Genomic DNA, 17,779 nt, shown 5'->3' with positions numbered 1-17,779 from the left:
CTGACACTCGATCTCGCCGACATCGCCCTGTCTGTTTGGCAACCAATGTCGGCAAACGGACATCGTCGCGTACCCCTGAGCGGCTGAAACTTGCGGCGCTTTGGTCGGCATGCAGCTTGCAGTGAACGCTTCGCGAGGGAGCGAGCCGAGCCATGTCATGCGTTGCGTACTTTCTGCGGCTTCTGCTTGACGCGCCAGGCCCGCGTGGCCGCTCGACCTCAGCCGGAGCAAGTCCATGAACACCTCAGTCCTCTCCGCAGCGCTGCTTTCGATTGCCTGCTTCACTTCCATTGGGCTTTCACGGGAGCGTTCGCCTTCACAGGAGCGAAAGGCAGCTGCGGCGGTCACTGACGATCCATTCCTCTGGCTCGAGGAGATCGAAGGACCGGGCGCATTGGCTTGGGTCCGCGCCGAGAGCGAGAAGACACTCGGCGTGCTCCAATCAGATCCTCGCTATCGGGTCTTCTACGAACAGGCGCTCTCAATCTTGCAGGCCAAGGATCGAATTCCATACGTTTCGCTGGGGCGTCGCGGGTTGGAGAATTTTTGGAAAGATGAGGACCATGTGCGCGGCATCTGGCGGCGCACCACGCTTGAGAGCTATCGTCGCCAAGACCCACCGTGGGAAACCATCCTTGACGTGGACGCCTTGGCGGTTGCCGAGAACAAGAACTGGATCTTTCACGGCGCCAGCTGCCTTCCGCCTGAAGAGCGTCTTTGCCTGATTAGTCTTTCCGATGGCGGCAAGGATGCTGCGTCCATACGCGAGTTCGACCGCGAGGCCAAAACCTTCGTTGCGGACGGCTTTTATCTTCCGGAGGGGAAGCAGAGCGTCAGCTGGCTCGATCGTGACACGCTCCTTATTGCAAGGGACTGGGGCGAGGGCTCTTTGACGCAGGCCGGCTACCCGTTCGTGGTCAAGGAGCTCAAACGCGCTCAACCGCTCAGCGAGGCGCGCGAGGTTTTTCGCGGCGATCCCAACGATGTTCGGGCGGTGCCCTTGGTGCTTCGAGACAATGAAGGTCATGTTCATGCGACCGGGGTCATCCGCGCGATCGGGTTTTTCGAGCATGAGTACGTGCTTTTCCGCCCCGATGGGCTCGTCAAACTCAATCTGCCGAAGAAAGCGGCGATCGTAGGCCTCGTGAGTGGCCGCCTGCTTGTGAAGCTCGATGAGGAATGGAGCCCCTCCAGGGATGTCAGCTTCAGTGCCGGCGCGCTGATCTCGTATGATCTGGCCGAATGGAAAGCGGATCCGCTGCACGCCAAAGCCTCGCTTGTCTTCAAGCCTGGGCCTCGCCAGGCGCTGAGCGGGACAAGCTTCACAAAGAACCTGTTGATTCTGACGATCCTGGATAACGTTCAAAGCAAAGCGTTCGTTTACAAGTACGATCAGGAAGCCTGGTCGGAGACGCCGATCCCGCTGCCGGAACATACCAATGTCGGCGTGACAGCCGCCTCCGACGAAGCGGACCAGGCCATGTTCGCCGTCTCAAGCTATCTTAGGCCAACGTCAGTCTGGTATTTTGATGCCGAAATTCAAAAACTCGAGCAATTGAAGACGACACCTACTGCCTTCGATGCCTCCAAGCTTGTCGTAGAGCAGTTCGAAGCGACTTCGCGTGATGGCACGTCAATTCCGTATTCCTTGGTGAGACCGAAAAACGCAAGGTTTGACGGCGCCATTCCGACACTTCTTTATGGCTATGGCGGGTTCCAGGTTTCGCTTCTACCCTCTTATCTAGGCCCTGTGGGGCGGCTCTGGCTTGAACAGGGCAACGCCTATGTCGTTGCAAATCTGCGCGGGGGTGGCGAGTTTGGCCCCCAATGGCATCAAGCAGCCCAGCGGGCGACGAAGCAGACGACGTGGGATGATTTCATCGCCGTTGCCGAGGACTTGATCCGCCGCAAGATCGCAAGTCCGCGCCGGCTAGGAGTGATAGGCGGCAGCCAGGGCGGGCTACTCGTTGGCACCGCAATCACCCAACGCCCCGAGCTCTTCAACGCGGCGATCATTCAGGTGCCGCTGTTTGACATGCTTCGATACCCCAAATTGGGCGCCGGCGCCTCCTGGATCGGCGAGTACGGCGATCCAGCTTTTCCCGAGCAGCGTGCGTGGATCGAAGGCTACTCGCCCTATCAGAAACTCGTGCCGGGCAAGCCATACCCCGCGCCTTTAATTCTTACCTCCACCAAGGACGATCGTGTGCATCCCGCGCACGGCCGCAAGGCCGCAGCAAAGCTCGCCGCCCTGAGCCAGCCTTACTTCTATTACGAGAACATCGATGGAGGACACAGCGCGGCGGCCAACCTCATCGAAACGGCGCGTCGACTGGCCCTTGAATACACCTACGCATCGAGGCGGCTTTGTTCTGAATAGATCGAAGCAAGCTCCAGACCATTCATGATCTCGACGTCACCACATCCGTCAGCTGGAATTCATCGAGGCGATACACAGAACCAGGCAAACGGGCAAGATGCTGCAGATTTCAAGGGGAACTGGACGCGTTCCCGCAGCGCAAGAGGTGTTCGAACACAATCCCGCATTTCCGGCTCGTCATGCAATATGGCTGGCAAGGCGCCTTGCAATGACAGGTCAACGTTTTGATGAGCTAAATTGACCCACGAGTTGGCATTCCAAATCTCAAGCTCCGTTCTGGCTTTTGGGAGAACTCGCGCGGCGATGAACCCTGCGCCGAATGAATATGGAATCTAACCGTGCCAGGGGCACCGGATCTCAAGGGTTATGCCTAGATCGATAGCTGCTCGAACGGCTGGGGCAGGGGGCCAAGTCGCTGAGCTCGCGGTGACAGGCCGATACCTAGGAGGTCTCGGTCGTGCGCGGTCCCGGCAGTCAGCGATGACGGTGTCGGTGCGGGAGAAAATCGCTGCACACTGCACGGCTCCACAACAGCGATCCCAGTGAGAGGCAGGAAAGAAAGATGCGCAAGCTACCGATCCTGAAAAGCCTCCATCTGTTTGAGGCAGTTAGCGAGTTTCCAAGTTTCTCAAGGGCGGCCGAGCGGCTAAATATGACGACCGGCGCGGTAAGCTACCAGATGCGCCTGCTTGAGGATTGGTTCGGCAGGAGACTATTCGTGCGCCATAGTTCGGGCGTGCGCCTGACATCCGACGGCGAACAGCTCAAGCGCAGCTGTGCGAGTGCGTTCACCATGCTCGAGAGGGGATGCTATGAGCTACGAAGGCGCAATGCAGGACGTTCCGTGGTGGTCGGGTGCTCAGCCACATTTTTGTCGCACGGCCTGTTGCCCCGTATCGGTCGGTTTCGCAAACTCTATCCGGACATTGACCTTGTTTTTGAAACCGAGGCCGATCTTGACGCGCTCGCTGTTGGTGCGTTGGACGTATTGTTTGTCGCCGGCCCGCTGAAGCGGCCGCTCTCCGTTCGCGAGATGCACACTTCAAATGAGATGATTGGCCCAGTCTGTGCGCCTGCTACGCTCGAGGCGATCAAAAGCCCGGAAGATATTCTGTCTGTCCCTCTGTTGCACGAGGCCGACAGGCTGGACGCCTGGAGCGAATGGGCCAGCGCAGCTGCAATATGCTTGCAGGAAACGCGCAAGGTCGTGTTCGATACATTTTCCTTGGCCATGGAGGCGGCAAAAAGTGGGCTGGGGGCCGCAATATCCTCGCAAATTCTGGTAAGAAGCAACCTTGAGAAAGGAGAACTTGTAGCTCCATTTGGCTTTGTTCCGGTCAATCGCTCAATCTACATATTTGTCAATGGGAACGCGCGAAATAACGCGGCTGTCGAACGGTTTGAGCGCTGGGCGCTGTCAGACATACTGAGCCAGGATCATCAGCCATCGCCATTCGGGGCTCCAACTTGGCAGATCAAGCAAGCCGCTCAATCAAAGCTGCCCGATCGGCGACTGCTGACGTCAAGTCGTTGATGACCATCATGGGCTATAAGATGCCGACTGCTCGAGGGGTAAGGCGCCGGAAATCCGTGGCGCGCAGCCAGAAGATCAAGGATTGCAAACACATCGTCGACATAGGCGAGCCCGTTCGCGTACTTCGCATGCTCTGGTAAAGGGCTTTCTTTCTCCAGAATCAGAACCGGCGCGGACTGATGACCCCGCCCAAGCCTCTCGATGAGCGCGGCTCGTGGCCTCGCCCATGAAATCCGACGAACGTCGAGCCTAGCAGCGCGACTTGGAAATGCGGACAGCAACCCGTCCAATAGCAAGCATTGCCAGCAATAGAATTGTCGCCCCGGCAAGGCCGGATCTGCAAAGGGACGTTCTAACAGGAATAGCTGATCCCATGGCATGGTGTGGATCCCTGATCTAGCGATCGGCAGGACACGAAGCTTGAGAATCCCTTGACCGGACCACCGCGAAAGTCGCAACGGCAAAGGCAACAAATGCGCTCGCCGCGCATAGGAGAACGATCGTGCCGAGAGCAAGCCTATTACCTAGAAACGACAAAGCGATGCCATTTCCCGCAACGCCGCTATAGGTGCAACATTGAAATAACCCGGAAAGGCGACCGGCCCGGTCGGGAGACACTGAGGACACCATGTACCCGTGAGCGGCAGCCGCAAATATCTGGCCGAAACCAAGCATTGCGCTGCTGGATGCGACCACCACGGGCAGACCTGCATCGAGTGACATCATTACAAGGCATGCCGCAAGCAGCACTGCTGCCCCGGCGATGGTTGGCAAAGCGCCGATCAGCTCGTAAATCGGCTTTACGGCTAGAGCACCCAGCAAGGCAAAAACGCCGTTCGTCATGACGATCGTCAACAGAACGCTTTTGTCGAGAACCCCGTCAGCCGTGGCATGTATCGCAGGATAGACGTTGATGATGCCGGCGCCGAGGTTGAGCAGAAAGACAGCCAGGAATGCAGGATAGAGCGGTGCCAAGTCCAGGACGGTTCCCGAAGGCCGCGCTTCAAGCACTGCTGGCGTCCTTCTGAACTGCTGCTTGATGCCAAGGAGCACAATCAAGGACAGGATGATCGCCGACATGTTGAAGGCTAAAACGCCAGGCAAGTGCAATTGATCGGACAGCATGGCCCCTGCCAACATTCCGAGCAGATAGGTGAGCCAGTCGATATTGGCGATATTGCGCAGCACCGAGATCATGCCTTCTTCCGATGTGATACGACGAAAGAAAGCAACCTCTGCGGACAAATAGACGGGCTGGACAAGGCTCAGGGTGGCCATTGCGGCAAAGCTCTGAAATGAATCGGCGTCCTTGGCGCCGAAGATGGCGAGCAGCGCGCATATCCGAACCGCATTGACGATCATCATGGCTGAGCTTGGATCACCTCGGTCGACCAGCGGCGACAGGAAGAGGCTGCCAAGCATGATCGGCGCAAAAGTGACCGCAATGCCGAGGCCCGCGGCGCTCATGCCGGATTGCAGAAGGCCGATCAGGATGCCGATACGGAACGCCCAGCCGCCAATCTGAATGATCAAATGCGAGAGATAGACGAACTGGCGTGTGCGCGCCCCGCTCATTGTTGACTTAGCTCATCGAGGATCATAGCGCTTGACTCAGAAGGGAAGGCGCATGGCATTGGTCTTGTGACGCGACATCGGTGCGATGAGCTCCGCAAGCCACGACGTACGCTCTCGCAATAGGACGGCTTGGCAAAAGGCAACTTACCTAACTGCCTCCCAGTACCTCCAAGTGGTTTTCGGTCATTGGCGACTATGCCGGCCAAGGCGGTTGCTTTGCCGGTCAGCCTGAGTTGCAGCGCTTGCCGCAGCAGCATCCGCTAGACCCCGCCGGAGCTTTGAGGTGCAGCGACCATGTCCTTAGCGATCCCTTCGCACGCCGCTCGGGCTCGATGACAAGAGTGCCATGAGCCGAGAGCTCACACAGGCTTCGCGGAAGATGCAGAAGCTCGGTCCCGCCGCGAAGCCAGGTCAGCTTGCAGGCTTTTCTCGATGTGCTCGCGGGTGAGGAGGTAGTCTGGATCTTCCCCGATCTCGACAGCCACGGTCGCATGGTTCAATGACATATCTGGCCGGCCCTCGTTGAAGTACTCGATGGCGAGATTGTTGTGCGTCGGCGCATGCCAAGGATTGAGTTCCAGGGCTCGAAGATAGTGTGCGATGCTAACGCTCGCCCTACCGAGCTCGGAATAGGCAAGGCCAAGATTGCTTTGCAAGTCGGCGTTTTTGGAATTGATTTCGGCCGCCGCCAGATAGGACTCCAGAGCAGCTTTCGGCCTATCTTGCCGCATCAAGACGTTGCCCTTCTCGAAATGAGCTCGCCATTCGTTTGGCTTGATGACAAGTGTCCTGTCGAGATCGGCGAGCACCCCTGCGGTATCTCCCATCCTGTTGCGAAGTGCGGCCCTGTTCAGATGAGCCTCATAATAGGGTGGGCAAAGTTCAATGGCGCGCGCATAGGCCTCCAAAGCCTCAGCCTCCCTTCCAGCCACTTTCGAAAGCAGGTTGCCCAGGTCGTTGTGATACTCTCCATAGTAGGGATCATACGCAATGGCCTCACGCAACTGCTTCTCAGCCCGAGAAAGTTCGTCGATGAGTTCATAGACCTGACTGGTATTGTAGATCAGAATCGATTGGTGAAGCTTGAAGCGCTCGTCGCCATACGCCTTGAGCATCTTACCAAGGCCTTCGGCGCAAAAGGCGAGGGCTTCGCCGTACTTCTGCTGTTTGGCCTTGATGTAAGCATAGGCGTTCTCTGCAAACACCTTGATGTAATCGTACTTTTCGTGCTCCCTGAAATCCCGCTCGATGGTCTCCAGGTTCCGTAACGCGTACTCTTCGGCCAGCGTGAGGTTGACCGGTTGCTGATAGCGTGCATACGTCATTGATTGGGCATAGAGAACCGTTGGCGTGTATCGGCTCTTTGGGAAGGTTTTGTAGAATTCATCCAGATAGGGAACCGACACCCGCCCGCAGCCCAGTGAGTACAGCACAAAAGCCGCGTTGATGAAGGCGGCATTCACGCTAGCATCCCCGGAGCCGTAGGTGCGAAGCGCGGGGTCGGCGAAAAGTTCTCCGAAGTAGCCAAACCAGAGATCGTAGAGGCCAATGCTCTGGAGGATCTGACTTGGTTCTGCAAGCAGTTCCAGACGCTTGTGCTTGTCCCGTATCGATAGCGCATGAAGCATGACGAGAGGTGCCTTGCCCGCCAGATAACGCTCCAGGCAGGCCTGGTGCAGCTGCTCGTGCAGATGATCTGCGGTCGCCTGCTCGAAAATTGCATAGTTTCGTTGGGCGATCAGATCAGTCGTCGTGCAGTTGGATTCGATGTACGATTTGAGAAGAACGTGGCGTTCCCCGGTATCGAGACCGGCCAGATAGAGGTCCACGATTGCGACCGGGTCGAGATAGCCGATGACCGGCAATCCGGCGGCTGCGCATTTGCTTAAAGCCTCTGCAATCAACGGATTGCCGCCACTTGCCTCATAGATCTGCCGGTGCTTCTCCGGGGCGAGATCCGGATCAAAGGTTGGCCCCAGCTCTTGCGAGCTATATCTGCCGAAATGAACTTCGCTGGCGTCCGGGAAATAAAGGCGTTGCTCATAATCGATCAGAACGAACCGAAACAGCCGTCCATCGTCATCCAGCCTGACGAGCAGCTTGATCAGGTTCCTGGCCGAGCCGGACAGGGCAGCCGCCCGGTCGATGACAATGATGTGACGCTCGTTGCGCTGTTTGACACAGTTGATCAGGAATTCGGCTAGCCCGACCAGGAGCTTATTTTGATATTCATGATGATAGAACCGGGTACGCTCCTCCTTGCTCGAGGTATTGGTGAGATCTTTCGGCACGGTGAAGGCGTCGCTGTCTAGGAGAGGGAACAGCCGCTTCAGGGATTGTTGTGCCGCCTCAACCAGTTTTGGCCTATTTTCTTTGGCCCAGCTCAGTTCGCCGTCGATGAGTGTTTGCAGCCCGGCAAGATAGCCGCCGGTCCGCCAGTCGCCATCGCTGATCAAGATGTTGAAATGAGAGCTCGCGAGTGCCGATTTGATCGTCGGCACCGGTGTCATACCCGCTTCCGCCTTCAAAATCGTGATGGGACTGAGTTCGACGGATGCTGATATGGCTGAAAGCACGCGCTGCTGGATCAAATCAACCATATTACTCTCCCGAATTGTCACAAAAAAGAGGGTGGTCGAAACGACCACCCTCCAATGCCGCTATGCTCTCATCAGGTAGATTCATTCATCCGTCGCACCAACCTAGAGCGTACCCGTGTACGGAGTGGTGGTGCGGATCGTGGTCTTGATCTCAGCGATCTTCTTTTTCATCACATGTCCTTTCCTTCTCTGGCACGCCAGGCCGAAGCGAAAGCGCGGCCAGTCGTGCAGGACAATAATAATGAATTGCTCTACCAATCCGCAGCGAGATTCCTTGACAGTCGCTGTCAAAAAGATTGAACGCGCGGCTCGGAGTGACTGTCCGGTCGGCTCAATAGTTGCGCGCCTTCGCGATGGGTTCAGCTGTCGCGATCTCACCCTAAGGTGCCTTGGTCCGGTTGGTGGGATGGACCTCGTCGCAAGGAGTGCCATGAGGATCGATACTTTGTGCGGTCCACTGCTGCATATGAAACCCCTTGCGGCTGGCTGATGATAGCCTTTGCGCTTTCTCGCAAACGGAGCTGATCTGGCGTATGGACCCGTTGTGAGGCTGCCCGCCACGAATAACAGCGACTTGCTCCGAGCTGGACTTTCATCGGACACCTTGCGCCCCAACTTCCGTTCGCAGAGGAAGCGGGTCGGCTTGCTACGACCCATTCAGAAAAGCCTTCGGTGAGACACTGGCGGCTCAAGCATGGCAGGGATTGGACCCGTAGCTTGGACCGGAGCAGGTCGGAATATGGGCCTTAAATCCGAGTAGCCCTACCAGAAGGCGGAGTTTCAGCGCCAGCCGGCTTTCCAATAAGCTGCGCGGGCGCTCTGATGACGGATTTGAGCTTCCGAAGGAGTTTGGCTGATGGCATGGCGCGCTCGCGCCATGCGATCAGCCCTCCTTGCCGCTCGCGTTCTGTCCTGCGTGCCTTTGGTGCCATCGATCGCCAGGATTTGTACCCACCTCGCAAATGACGAGCGACATCGATGGTTAAGCAGATACCCGCGCTGACCGGCATCCGGTTTGTCGCGGCAGCAGCGGTAGCCTTGTCTCACGGCGGCAGCCTTTTCCTGCAGGGACCGAGTCTCGCACTCGATATCAGCATCGGGACACTGGGCCTGCTCGGGATGTCCGTCTTCTTCACGCTGAGTGGTTTTGTCATTCAGTATAACTATGGCAGCTCGATTGTGAGCAGCCCGCGGAAAGCGATCCCGGACTTTCTCGTGGCGCGCATAGCGCGAATCTATCCTCTGTTTGTTGTTCTCTTCCTCGTCGAATTACTGACTGGACCGATGGTCTGGCCGTGGCTTCTCGGAACCAAGGCGCCGGCCGAAGGATTCTCAGCGCACCTTGTCCCGTTTCAACTCGGGATGGTGCAAAGCTGGTTTTTCGCAAATGTTGCTGGTGTTGCGCCGGTCTGGCAGTACGAGGAGGTCGGCATCGTCTCCTGGTCAGTGAGCACCGAATGGTTCTTCTATCTCGTTTTTCCTCTCGTTTGCCCTCTCCTTGTGCGAATCAGAACTGCGCCGGCTGCGATTTTGTGCGCCATTGGAGCGGTCGCAATCGAGCTTGGCATTGACCTTGCCGTGCGCATGCTGCAGGGCCGCATCAACCTGTTTGCGCTTCATGCCTACGGGGCGGAGGCGGCTCTGCCGAACTGGAAGAACACGTTGATTCTCTGGATCGTTTACTTTTCGCCGTTTTGCAGGGTGTGGGAGTTTGTTCTGGGCTGTTGCCTGGCGCGGCTCCATGAAGTGTGGTCGGCGCAGGATTTCAGACCGTCTCGCGCTCTGCTCGACATCGCGACGCTTGTTGGCGTCGGCACGATCGGTTGGGTGTTCTGGTTTACCGCCCACAAGCCGGCATTTGGGGTTTCCATGAGCCTGTTCGATATTGCACGCAACAATATCGCTCTGGCGGCGCCGGTTGCGCTCATCGTTGTCGCCGCGGCTCAGCCCGCCAGCACTGCAGGACGGCTGTTGTCCGCAAGGTGGCTTGTCTTTCTGGGCGAGGCCAGCTTTGCCCTCTATCTTATACACATCATCATCTTCCGGCGTTTTCCGGTGGTGCGTTGGGAAACGGCGAGCCAACTGCTTGGCCATCTCGGTGCGTTCGCTCTTGCTTTCGCCCTGGCGACTTGCGCCGCGATCCTGTTGCATTTCGGCTTCGAGGTGCCGGCCCGCAGGCGAATTCGCGGCGCCTATCAGGCGGCCTCGGCGGAACAGCGCAGGCTCCTGGTGCGATTGGGAACTGTCGGCTTTGCCGCTCTTGTTGGTGCGGCGGCCGCGTATGCACTGCGGAATGCGACCGGAGATGCCATCACGCAATCGGGTATTTCGGTCGTTTCCGGAACGTATGGCGGCAATTGCCGCTGGATGTCAGCGCGCGGCAACACCACGGATGCGCTTGCAGAAGCGTGTAATGGTAAGAGCGAGTGTACGTTTCGTGCAGAGATGGCGCGGATTGCTGATCCTGCTCCGGGTTGCGCAAAGGAGTTTGCCGTCGCCTGGTTCTGCAAGGGGGACCGCAGCATTCGCTTCAACTCGGCTCCGGATGCAAATGCTACGTCGTCGGCTCTGCGGCTCTCCTGTGACCAGGTGGCGCGCGATGATTGAGTCGCATGCGGAATCCCGCCACCTGAAGCGAGGATCTCCGACATCAGAGTCTTGTTGTCGGCCGCCGCACAAAAGGGGCAGCACCTCAGTCATCGGGCAAAAAAAGTCGCGGACGTGACTTCCGCAGCGGACGGGCGTCTTTTTGCCGCCCACCTTGATGGCTGCGAGACTCTTCGCTAGATCACGAAGGTTCACTGATGGAGATGCCGCCGTGGCGATGGGTATTGTAAAGTGGTTCAATTCCAGCAAAGGTTATGGCTTTATTCGGCCGGACGACGGAAGTGCCGATGTCTTCGTGCACATCAGCGCCGTGGAAAAGGCCGGCTACGCCACCCTCGAAGAGGGGGCTCGGGTCAGTTACGAGATCAAGGCCGGGCGCTCGGGCAAGACCTCAGCTGAGGATCTTCGGGTTGGCTGATTGACGTGCGCCTCCGGGCTCGCCTGTGATCTTGCACCTGTCAGGCGATGCTGTGTCTGGTGCGCCGGACGGTCCTTTACGACTGTCGCTTCCAACTGAGACTTTGCCGCAAGCCCCATGGCAGTCTTCAATCAAGGCATTACTCGCCGATGCCACAGCGAGTTCCGGATTTTGCGTTGGAGCAGTGCGGATCTGACACGATAACCTTGGTGCCATGAAGGGTCCGAACCGTACGCTCCTGCCCGGCGGATTAGGAGGTGTACGCCGCGCATGTCTCACAGCAACTTACTGCACCGCCGTCGCTCACGGCGCAAAGTTTGTGCTGTCGCTTCTGAAGGAGCTTACCGAGGGGAATTTGTCCGTTATGGACGTACGAGCCTGCAGCGCTGACGTCCGTGCCCGCTCAAGCATCGCTCGCGCACGAGCCAACGAGCGATTTCAGGAGAGGCCGGCGCTCGCTTCCTTACCCAATATAGTTGAGGTTAACGGCGGCACGTTATTGACGATCCGCCCCCGACCTTGATCCACTGCACAGGGAACTACACACACAGCCCATCGGAGACACGGCAAGTGTCCTTCCAGCTGACCGTCCTGAAAGTGCTGGCCGGCCAGTCCGCCGGGCGGGCCTCCGTTGCCGAAGTCCGACGGGCCGTGGAAATCCTGATGAACAGCGGCCGCGACTGGACCGATCGCATGAAGCGTTTGGCCGAACAGGTGCCGGATCTGAATATCTTTTCCGCGAAGCTTGTCATTCGCGATGCTCTCGGATGGGAAATCACGCAAGAGGGGCGGCAATTCCTCTCTGCGCTCGAAAAAACGGTCGCCGATCAAAGAGAGCGGCCCCAATCAGCCATCGATCCTCCGTCCAGCGAACTTCATGCGCATGCGTTGGATGCCGCTAAGCCACATGGTGCTCCCTGCGATCGTCGTCGCTGGCCGCGGCGGCGCCGCAGGAAGGCCCGGTCTGATCGGCGTACAGCATGAAGTGGCTTGACGCCAACTATTTCCCGTCCCCTCGCAAGATGGGTGCGGCATTCGATCCGTTGGACGGAGGAGATGCGACAAACAAGTGTGATGCTGCGTAACATGGGTCGTATGCAACCAGGCCATTGACGGACATCATCCCGCGCTTAGTGTCGTTGAGTCAGGCTCCGCCCCGCTGATACCGTCAACAGCGGCCGCACCATCGCCGAACAGACCGTTCATTACACGGACGCGACGACTTTGAGCGTCAAGCTTTCGGCCTCACTGTACGATCATGGCGAGGACGGAGGTCACGATTATTGGGTCTGGGTGCAACTACCGGGAAAAAGAAAAAGACGGCCTTTGATGATTCCCGCTGCCCGATTTTCAGTTCGAAGCAGGGAGTTTTATTGATTGGAATGCGGACAAGCGCAAACCCGCGCTGAAACTCGATCCAAACAGCATCCGGGTCTGCCATGTTGAACGCGTCGAGTTCAGCACGATGGACTTCGAGGTGAAGCGCCACGATGCGGCTTAATCACTTTGTATCTCGTATTTGAGCCGCTTGCGGCGATCCTCACGATCGCGTCCCTCGCGTCCGGGGACGACTGCTACGTACTGCGATCCTCAAGACGAATGGGGCGCTCCTAATATCCCCTCCCATCATAGGCTGGATAAGCCCGAAGCCCCCGGCTGCCCTCGGCCTGAGCCACGTAGGGCAGCATGTATTTGGTGTAATGACTACATCGAGACGCGGTGTTCCTCGTTCTCGGGATCGAACGCGAAGCCCGCTGCGAGCATGACGTTGGTAATGTCAGTCCGGGATTTGCGGAAGAGCACCGCGCGAGGGATTGGCATTGCCGACGATTTTCAGGTCAACGTCTGCTGACATTCGCTTCGTCAGCCTGTAGGGGCGGCTCAAGGCCGTGCCGCCCCCGAAAACGAGCCGGAAATCGCCCGGATCGACGGCGGCGATGGCCGCCAAGGCCCGAACGACGTGCCAACCTTCTCGACAAGCGCCGCGCTCGGCAAGCCGTAATGGGCCTGCACGTCGACCAGTTCATCGAGTGTCGGCTTATCGTTCAAACACAAGCTCCGCAGAGCGCATGAGCTCTCACCGCCTCCCATTCGTCAACCACGGTTGCTTAGCCCAATCGAAAATAGCACCGAAGCCGTCAGCGGCCGGAAATCGATGAACTTCGCGCCGCAGATAATCCTTTGGTTTCCGGCGCAACCGTCCTCACCAGCACGAAGAATTCCGTCATTTTTGATGTGAGCAACGTCTCCAAGATCTGGGCACGGTTTGACTTCAAGAGGTCGACAAATCCAAGGCCGGCTGCGGAGCACAACTGCGATTTCATCGTTGCGGATGCAGGGCCGCTTTGATGGTGGCGAGTGAACGATTCACAGTGTCATTTGCGGGGCGTATCCCGGTGAGAGCGTTTCCTGGGAACGCAACCTATTCTCCTTTCCCGTGAAGCCCGGTGCAAAGACATTTCAGTTTGCCGTGGACCTGTACCTTCAGAACAACCCGTCCGAGATGACGGGCCGCAATTTCCTGATCGACAACGCGATGATCATCGGCGAGCACTAGGTGCTGCGGCAACCCACCGCAGGCGTGCGATCTTTCCGCACGTCTTGTAATTGCATGCGACATGTTGCACAATTTCACAGCGCGCCGGGCTTGGGGCGCCAAGAAGAATTTGAAATCTCTATGGACCTGTATCCGACAAGGATTTCGGGGCCGTCCCCTCGTGACCGGCAATGTCGGCCGCGCGGATTGAATTGTTTGTAAGACGATTTTCGCGGCAACGCAGGCGTTACTTCACCATCCGAATACTTGATGCCCATCCTGGAAGTCATTGAGGAGGCCTCATGCGCAAGAAAAGCAAGCCGAACGACCCATTTCCCGCACTCGCCGTCGCAGGCACACATGTCGTGTTGATGGGATGGGACTACCCCGCCGCGTCCATTCGCAAGGACAAGGTTTTGGGTTTTGCCGTTGAGCGGACCCGTCACTCGGACGGTGAGGTCATCTGGCTGCCGGGCATGAAGACGTTCGAAGCGGTAGACCCGACGCCGGCGCCAGGGGTTCCCGTCTCGTCCTACAAGAACCCCCTACAGACCTTTCAGTGGTCGGACTACACCGTCGATGAGGTTACCGACTACACCTACCGCATCGTCCCACGGTGCGGGACGCCAAAAGCGCTGGAGGACGGCGAGAGCGTCTCGCTAAAGGTCAAAACGGAAGGCACAGAGATCGGCAAGCATGCCGTCTTCTTCAACCGGGGCGCCGTGGCGTCGCAGGAATATGCGCGGCGCTTTCAAAACCGGCCACCCGATGAGGTCGGCCAAGCCGCTTTCAACTGGCTGTCACGCGGTCTGGTTGAAGGGCTCCAGACATATATCAAGCAAGCGGGTGATGGCGACGAGCTCTACGGCGCCTTCTTCGAGTTCAAGAACAAAGAGATATATGCCGCGCTCAAAGAGGCCCAGGATCGCGGCGCAACCGTCAAGATACTTTACGATGGGAAGACCCAAGGCGAAAAGAACAAGGACGCCATGAAGGGGAGCGGCCTTGGCAAGATGGTAAAGCCGCGCCTCCATACGGGGCAGTTCGCACACAACAAGTTTCTCATTTTTCGCAAGGGCGACAAGTCGAAGCAGGTCTGGACCGGATCGACCAATCTTAGCGAGAACGGCATCTACGGCCATTCCAACAATGCCCACATCGTGCGCGATCCCGACATCGCGGAGAAGTATTTCGAATACTGGACCTTGCTAAACAAGGATTTGACCAAGAAGCCCACGGCCGAAGCGAATGACGAGGCGACGCCCGTCCCTGCGGACCCCTGGGACAAGGAGGTCGTGCCCGTTTTCTCGCCCCAGACCGAATTGAGTGCGATGGACTGGTACGCCGAAATTGCCGGCAAGAGCGATCGGGCGCTCTTCATGACGTTTGCTTTCGGCATGAACAGCCGCTTCGTGGAGGTTTACGAACGCAAGGACGACGTTTTGCGGTTCGCCCTGATGGAGAAAAAGGGCAACGGCAAGACGATGAAGCAACAGTCCGCCGAGATCGATCGCATCCGGAAATTGCCCAATACGATCGTGTCGGTGGGCCACAAGGTAGAGCTGAACAATTTTGACCGCTGGCTCCAGGAAATCGACAGGATCACCGACGAGCAACACGTTCTCTACGTTCACACCAAATATATGATCTCCGACCCGCTTGGCCCGAACCCGGTCATCATCGTCGGCTCTGCAAACTTCTCTGATGCGTCTGCGATCACCAACGATGAAAACATGCTGGTGATCCAGGGCAATGAAATCCTGGCCGACATCTATCTCGGCGAATTCATGAGGCTGTTTTCGCACTACGCCTTCCGCGAGTCCCTGTCGTTCAAGGACAATCAGACACCCGCCGCGGCCCTTCTCCGCAAATACCTGATCGATAACCCAAGCTGGATCGACGGGGAGCGGCCCAGCGCCAACTATTTCGGGAAGGGGACCGATCGGTTCTTGAAGCGGCTGTACTTCTCGGGACAGTAGGAGAGCATCATGCGTTGTCTGTCGTTTGCGATCGTCATGTGGATGGCCTTCTGCGGGCAGGCCGCGGCTTGGGGTGACGAGGGTCACAAGATCGTATGTGAAATCGCATTCCGCCTTGCGCAGCCGGACACCCGGGCCGCCGTCCGTAAGCTGATCAAATCGGACTCGGAGTTCGACAATTTCTCAGACTCTTGCGTATTCCCAGATCATCCTCGCATTCACCCGCCACGCCATTTCCTCAATCTCCCCCGGGACTCGAAGGGCCTCGACGCGGATGACTGTGGCGGCGCGAGCGAATGCGTCGTAACCGCGATCCTCAATGATACGAAGAACGTCGCCTCCAAGGCGGAGAAAACCGCCGACCGGCTGATTGCACTCAAGTCGTTGGGTCATTGGGTCGGCGATATCCATCAACCGCTCCATGTTTCCTTTGCCGACGACCGCGGCGGAAACAACATCGACGTCACGGGGGCATGCAGCCGGAATCTTCACTCGGCGTGGGATAACTGCCTCGTGGCTCATGCCGTCGGGACGGACGTGAAGGCCGCGGCCGATAAGCTTATCGATGCCATGACGCCACAGCAGATTTCGGATTGGAACGCTTCTGAAACGCATGACTGGGCGAATGAGTCCTTTGGCATCGCCGAGGCCGTCAAGACCGGATACTGCACGATGCATGGAAAGTCTTGTGACCCGCCCGAGGGCGGCAGCGTGAACATCGACGCTGCGTACTTTGCCGTGAGCGATCCGATCGTGAGGGAGCAACTGCAGAAAGCAGGCGTTCGTCTTGCGCATCTCCTCGACAGCATCTTCGCAGATTGACGGCCGCAGGGACCTGCGTGGCTGCTTTTCTCTCGTGTGAGACATTTTATGAAGCCGGAATTGATGTTGTGGGGCTACCATGTTCCGGTCGATGTGTTGCTCACATGTATTCACTTGATGCGCTAGATCGCGCGATGAACGCCCCTGATCCGGCCGAGCCGCGCGAGGAAGCGGTTGAACAGCTTTGCAACAGTTCAAACATTCGTATCCCGGCCTTAGCCATGGTGGGTCTCTTCCTCGCAGCCATGGCTGCTACGATCATTACCGGCTTTCTTGCCATTCGCTGAAGAAATAGCGACAGGGATGCAACGGAGCTAAACTCCTTCTAAGCGCTATGCGCTGGCCGTGATCACGGTTTTATGCCTTTCTAAACCGGCGCCTTACCCAATCTATTGCTCGCGCCAGCGCGCTTGTTCCTTCCGGATAATAGATGCCGGGACCCTTGATCTTTGAGGGGTAGATGCCGGTGTCGGTAAGCGTCTTCAGCGTCGCCTTGAAATCCTTCCATTGCTGCTTTGATCGGAGGAGCGGAACGCCTGGTAACGTGGCGTGGTGGCTGGCCCAACTGCGAAGCATTTCATCTGGAATTTCTTGGACGATGTGGGCATCGCCGCTCATGAGTCGGCTCGTCAGCACAAGCTTCTCACCCGTCTCGTGCTCACGGCGCAAATGCCATGCAAGGAGATCGGCTGCCTGTAATGGAGCGTACTGAAGCTCCTTGTCACTCTTGAATACCGGGCGCCCATCGATCAGTTTCTGGGCCTCCCTCGGGAGGGACTTGATCATCTCGTCAAAGAGCATCTCGACATCGGCATCGATGCCCTGTTGCTCGTCGAATATGAACTGGATAGGCGCCCGTACCGGGCTCTCCGCGACATAGCGCGAGACGGCAGAGATGACGGAAAAGCATATCGTGAAATGTAGCCGGCCGAAGCCATAAGGCGAGACCGGCTTTAGCTCCTTCTCAAACAGCTGGCCGTTCGCCGAAACCTGGTAGGAGATTGGCCTGTAGTGGGCGATGATGTCCGCAAGGGAGTTGAGCTTGGCATCCCGCATCTTGTCATCCCACCGGCTATGATGAAATTGCCCGTTACGGCTATAAGCTTCGGATGCTTTCAGGTACTCGATCGCGGGCCAGGCTTTCAGTTCGCTTTGCCAGTCCCTCGAGAATGCGGCCCAGACGTCGGCCCGATGAAGGTAGCCAGCCATGAACAATCGCTTGTCGCCAGCTTGCGCTTTGGAATCATCGGTAAAGGCCTGAAGCAAGTTCAACCGCTTATTCCTTCCAGTCCGCCTCAGAAACCAGCAGGCGGCCCAATGCGCATTCC

The 17,779-nt window shown here is 57.7% G+C and carries 13 protein-coding genes; 8 read left to right on the top strand and 5 right to left on the bottom strand.

Annotated elements, in window-relative coordinates:
• The first annotated feature begins 235 nt into the window (after positions 1 to 235).
• Positions 236 to 2,380 carry a prolyl oligopeptidase family serine peptidase gene (locus tag CI41S_RS16415; protein WP_139860382.1) on the top strand — a complete coding sequence of 715 codons (2,145 nt, stop codon included), beginning with the start codon at positions 236 to 238 and terminating at the stop codon, positions 2,378 to 2,380.
• A gap of 562 nt (positions 2,381 to 2,942) precedes the next feature.
• Positions 2,943 to 3,914, top strand: coding sequence for a LysR substrate-binding domain-containing protein (locus tag CI41S_RS16410; RefSeq protein WP_139860380.1), 972 nt, complete (start codon positions 2,943 to 2,945; stop codon positions 3,912 to 3,914).
• On the opposite strand, the gene CI41S_RS16405 is transcribed toward CI41S_RS16410, so the two are convergent.
• The 3 genes from CI41S_RS16405 to CI41S_RS16395 form a co-directional block, all read right to left on the bottom strand.
• Positions 3,869 to 4,294, bottom strand: coding sequence for a DUF3088 domain-containing protein (locus CI41S_RS16405; RefSeq protein WP_139481388.1), 426 nt, complete (start codon positions 4,292 to 4,294; stop codon positions 3,869 to 3,871). The genes CI41S_RS16410 and CI41S_RS16405 overlap by 46 nt on opposite strands.
• A gap of 16 nt (positions 4,295 to 4,310) precedes the next feature.
• The gene (locus CI41S_RS16400; RefSeq protein ID WP_139860378.1) at positions 4,311 to 5,489 is read right to left on the bottom strand and encodes an MFS transporter; all 1,179 of its coding nucleotides are present in this window, start codon (positions 5,487 to 5,489) and stop codon (positions 4,311 to 4,313) included.
• 359 nt (positions 5,490 to 5,848) lie between these two features.
• Positions 5,849 to 8,089 carry a tetratricopeptide repeat protein gene (locus CI41S_RS16395; RefSeq protein WP_139860375.1) on the bottom strand — a complete coding sequence of 747 codons (2,241 nt, stop codon included), beginning with the start codon at positions 8,087 to 8,089 and terminating at the stop codon, positions 5,849 to 5,851.
• A gap of 978 nt (positions 8,090 to 9,067) precedes the next feature.
• On the opposite strand from CI41S_RS16395, the gene CI41S_RS16385 reads away from it, so the two are divergent.
• The 3 genes from CI41S_RS16385 (at position 9,068) to CI41S_RS16375 (ending at position 12,098) form a co-directional block, all read left to right on the top strand.
• On the top strand, positions 9,068 to 10,696 hold the full coding sequence (locus CI41S_RS16385; protein ID WP_139860373.1) for an acyltransferase family protein: 1,629 nt from the start codon (positions 9,068 to 9,070) through the stop codon (positions 10,694 to 10,696).
• A 211-nt stretch (positions 10,697 to 10,907) separates the two neighbouring features.
• Positions 10,908 to 11,114, top strand: coding sequence for a cold-shock protein (locus tag CI41S_RS16380; RefSeq protein WP_283810745.1), 207 nt, complete (start codon positions 10,908 to 10,910; stop codon positions 11,112 to 11,114).
• 570 nt (positions 11,115 to 11,684) lie between these two features.
• Complete coding sequence (locus CI41S_RS16375) at positions 11,685 to 12,098, top strand: hypothetical protein (RefSeq protein WP_139860371.1); 414 nt, start codon at positions 11,685 to 11,687, stop codon at positions 12,096 to 12,098.
• A gap of 793 nt (positions 12,099 to 12,891) precedes the next feature.
• Here CI41S_RS16375 and CI41S_RS16370 read toward each other — a convergent pair.
• Positions 12,892 to 13,062 carry a nucleotidyl transferase AbiEii/AbiGii toxin family protein gene (locus tag CI41S_RS16370; protein ID WP_172626743.1) on the bottom strand — a complete coding sequence of 57 codons (171 nt, stop codon included), beginning with the start codon at positions 13,060 to 13,062 and terminating at the stop codon, positions 12,892 to 12,894.
• An 890-nt stretch (positions 13,063 to 13,952) separates the two neighbouring features.
• Here CI41S_RS16370 and CI41S_RS16365 point away from each other — a divergent pair.
• The 3 genes from CI41S_RS16365 (at position 13,953) to CI41S_RS16355 (ending at position 16,738) form a co-directional block, all read left to right on the top strand.
• Positions 13,953 to 15,629, top strand: a complete 1,677-nt coding sequence (locus CI41S_RS16365; RefSeq protein ID WP_139860369.1) for a phospholipase D-like domain-containing protein — start codon at positions 13,953 to 13,955, stop codon at positions 15,627 to 15,629.
• Between the two features lie 9 nt (positions 15,630 to 15,638).
• A complete protein-coding gene (locus tag CI41S_RS16360; RefSeq protein ID WP_139481378.1) occupies positions 15,639 to 16,451 on the top strand; it encodes a S1/P1 nuclease in 813 nt (270 codons plus the stop codon).
• 104 nt (positions 16,452 to 16,555) lie between these two features.
• The gene (locus tag CI41S_RS16355) at positions 16,556 to 16,738 is read left to right on the top strand and encodes a hypothetical protein (protein WP_139860366.1); all 183 of its coding nucleotides are present in this window, start codon (positions 16,556 to 16,558) and stop codon (positions 16,736 to 16,738) included.
• A 70-nt stretch (positions 16,739 to 16,808) separates the two neighbouring features.
• On the opposite strand, the gene CI41S_RS16350 is transcribed toward CI41S_RS16355, so the two are convergent.
• Positions 16,809 to 17,723, bottom strand: a complete 915-nt coding sequence (locus CI41S_RS16350; protein WP_139860364.1) for a DUF3800 domain-containing protein — start codon at positions 17,721 to 17,723, stop codon at positions 16,809 to 16,811.
• Positions 17,724 to 17,779: the final 56 nt, after the last annotated feature.

This window comes from Bradyrhizobium ivorense, from assembly GCF_900696085.1.
Lineage (GTDB): Bacteria > Pseudomonadota > Alphaproteobacteria > Rhizobiales > Xanthobacteraceae > Bradyrhizobium > Bradyrhizobium ivorense.
The sequence above is the reverse complement of the archived record's forward strand: the minus strand, read 5'-3'. Positions and strand labels throughout refer to the sequence as shown.

Excerpts from the sequence above, each read along its gene's own strand:
- CI41S_RS16400 (WP_139860378.1), bottom strand. The coding sequence starts at position 5,489 with ATGAGCGGGGCGCGCACACGCCAGTTCGTCTATCTCTCGCATTTGATC.
- CI41S_RS16405 (WP_139481388.1), bottom strand. The coding sequence starts at position 4,294 with ATGCCATGGGATCAGCTATTCCTGTTAGAACGTCCCTTTGCAGATCCG.
- CI41S_RS16415 (WP_139860382.1), top strand. The coding sequence starts at position 236 with ATGAACACCTCAGTCCTCTCCGCAGCGCTGCTTTCGATTGCCTGCTTC.
- CI41S_RS16360 (WP_139481378.1), top strand. The coding sequence starts at position 15,639 with ATGCGTTGTCTGTCGTTTGCGATCGTCATGTGGATGGCCTTCTGCGGG.
- CI41S_RS16385 (WP_139860373.1), top strand. The coding sequence starts at position 9,068 with ATGGTTAAGCAGATACCCGCGCTGACCGGCATCCGGTTTGTCGCGGCA.
- CI41S_RS16365 (WP_139860369.1), top strand. The coding sequence starts at position 13,953 with ATGCGCAAGAAAAGCAAGCCGAACGACCCATTTCCCGCACTCGCCGTC.
- CI41S_RS16355 (WP_139860366.1), top strand. The coding sequence starts at position 16,556 with ATGTATTCACTTGATGCGCTAGATCGCGCGATGAACGCCCCTGATCCG.
- CI41S_RS16410 (WP_139860380.1), top strand. The coding sequence starts at position 2,943 with ATGCGCAAGCTACCGATCCTGAAAAGCCTCCATCTGTTTGAGGCAGTT.
- CI41S_RS16395 (WP_139860375.1), bottom strand. The coding sequence starts at position 8,089 with ATGGTTGATTTGATCCAGCAGCGCGTGCTTTCAGCCATATCAGCATCC.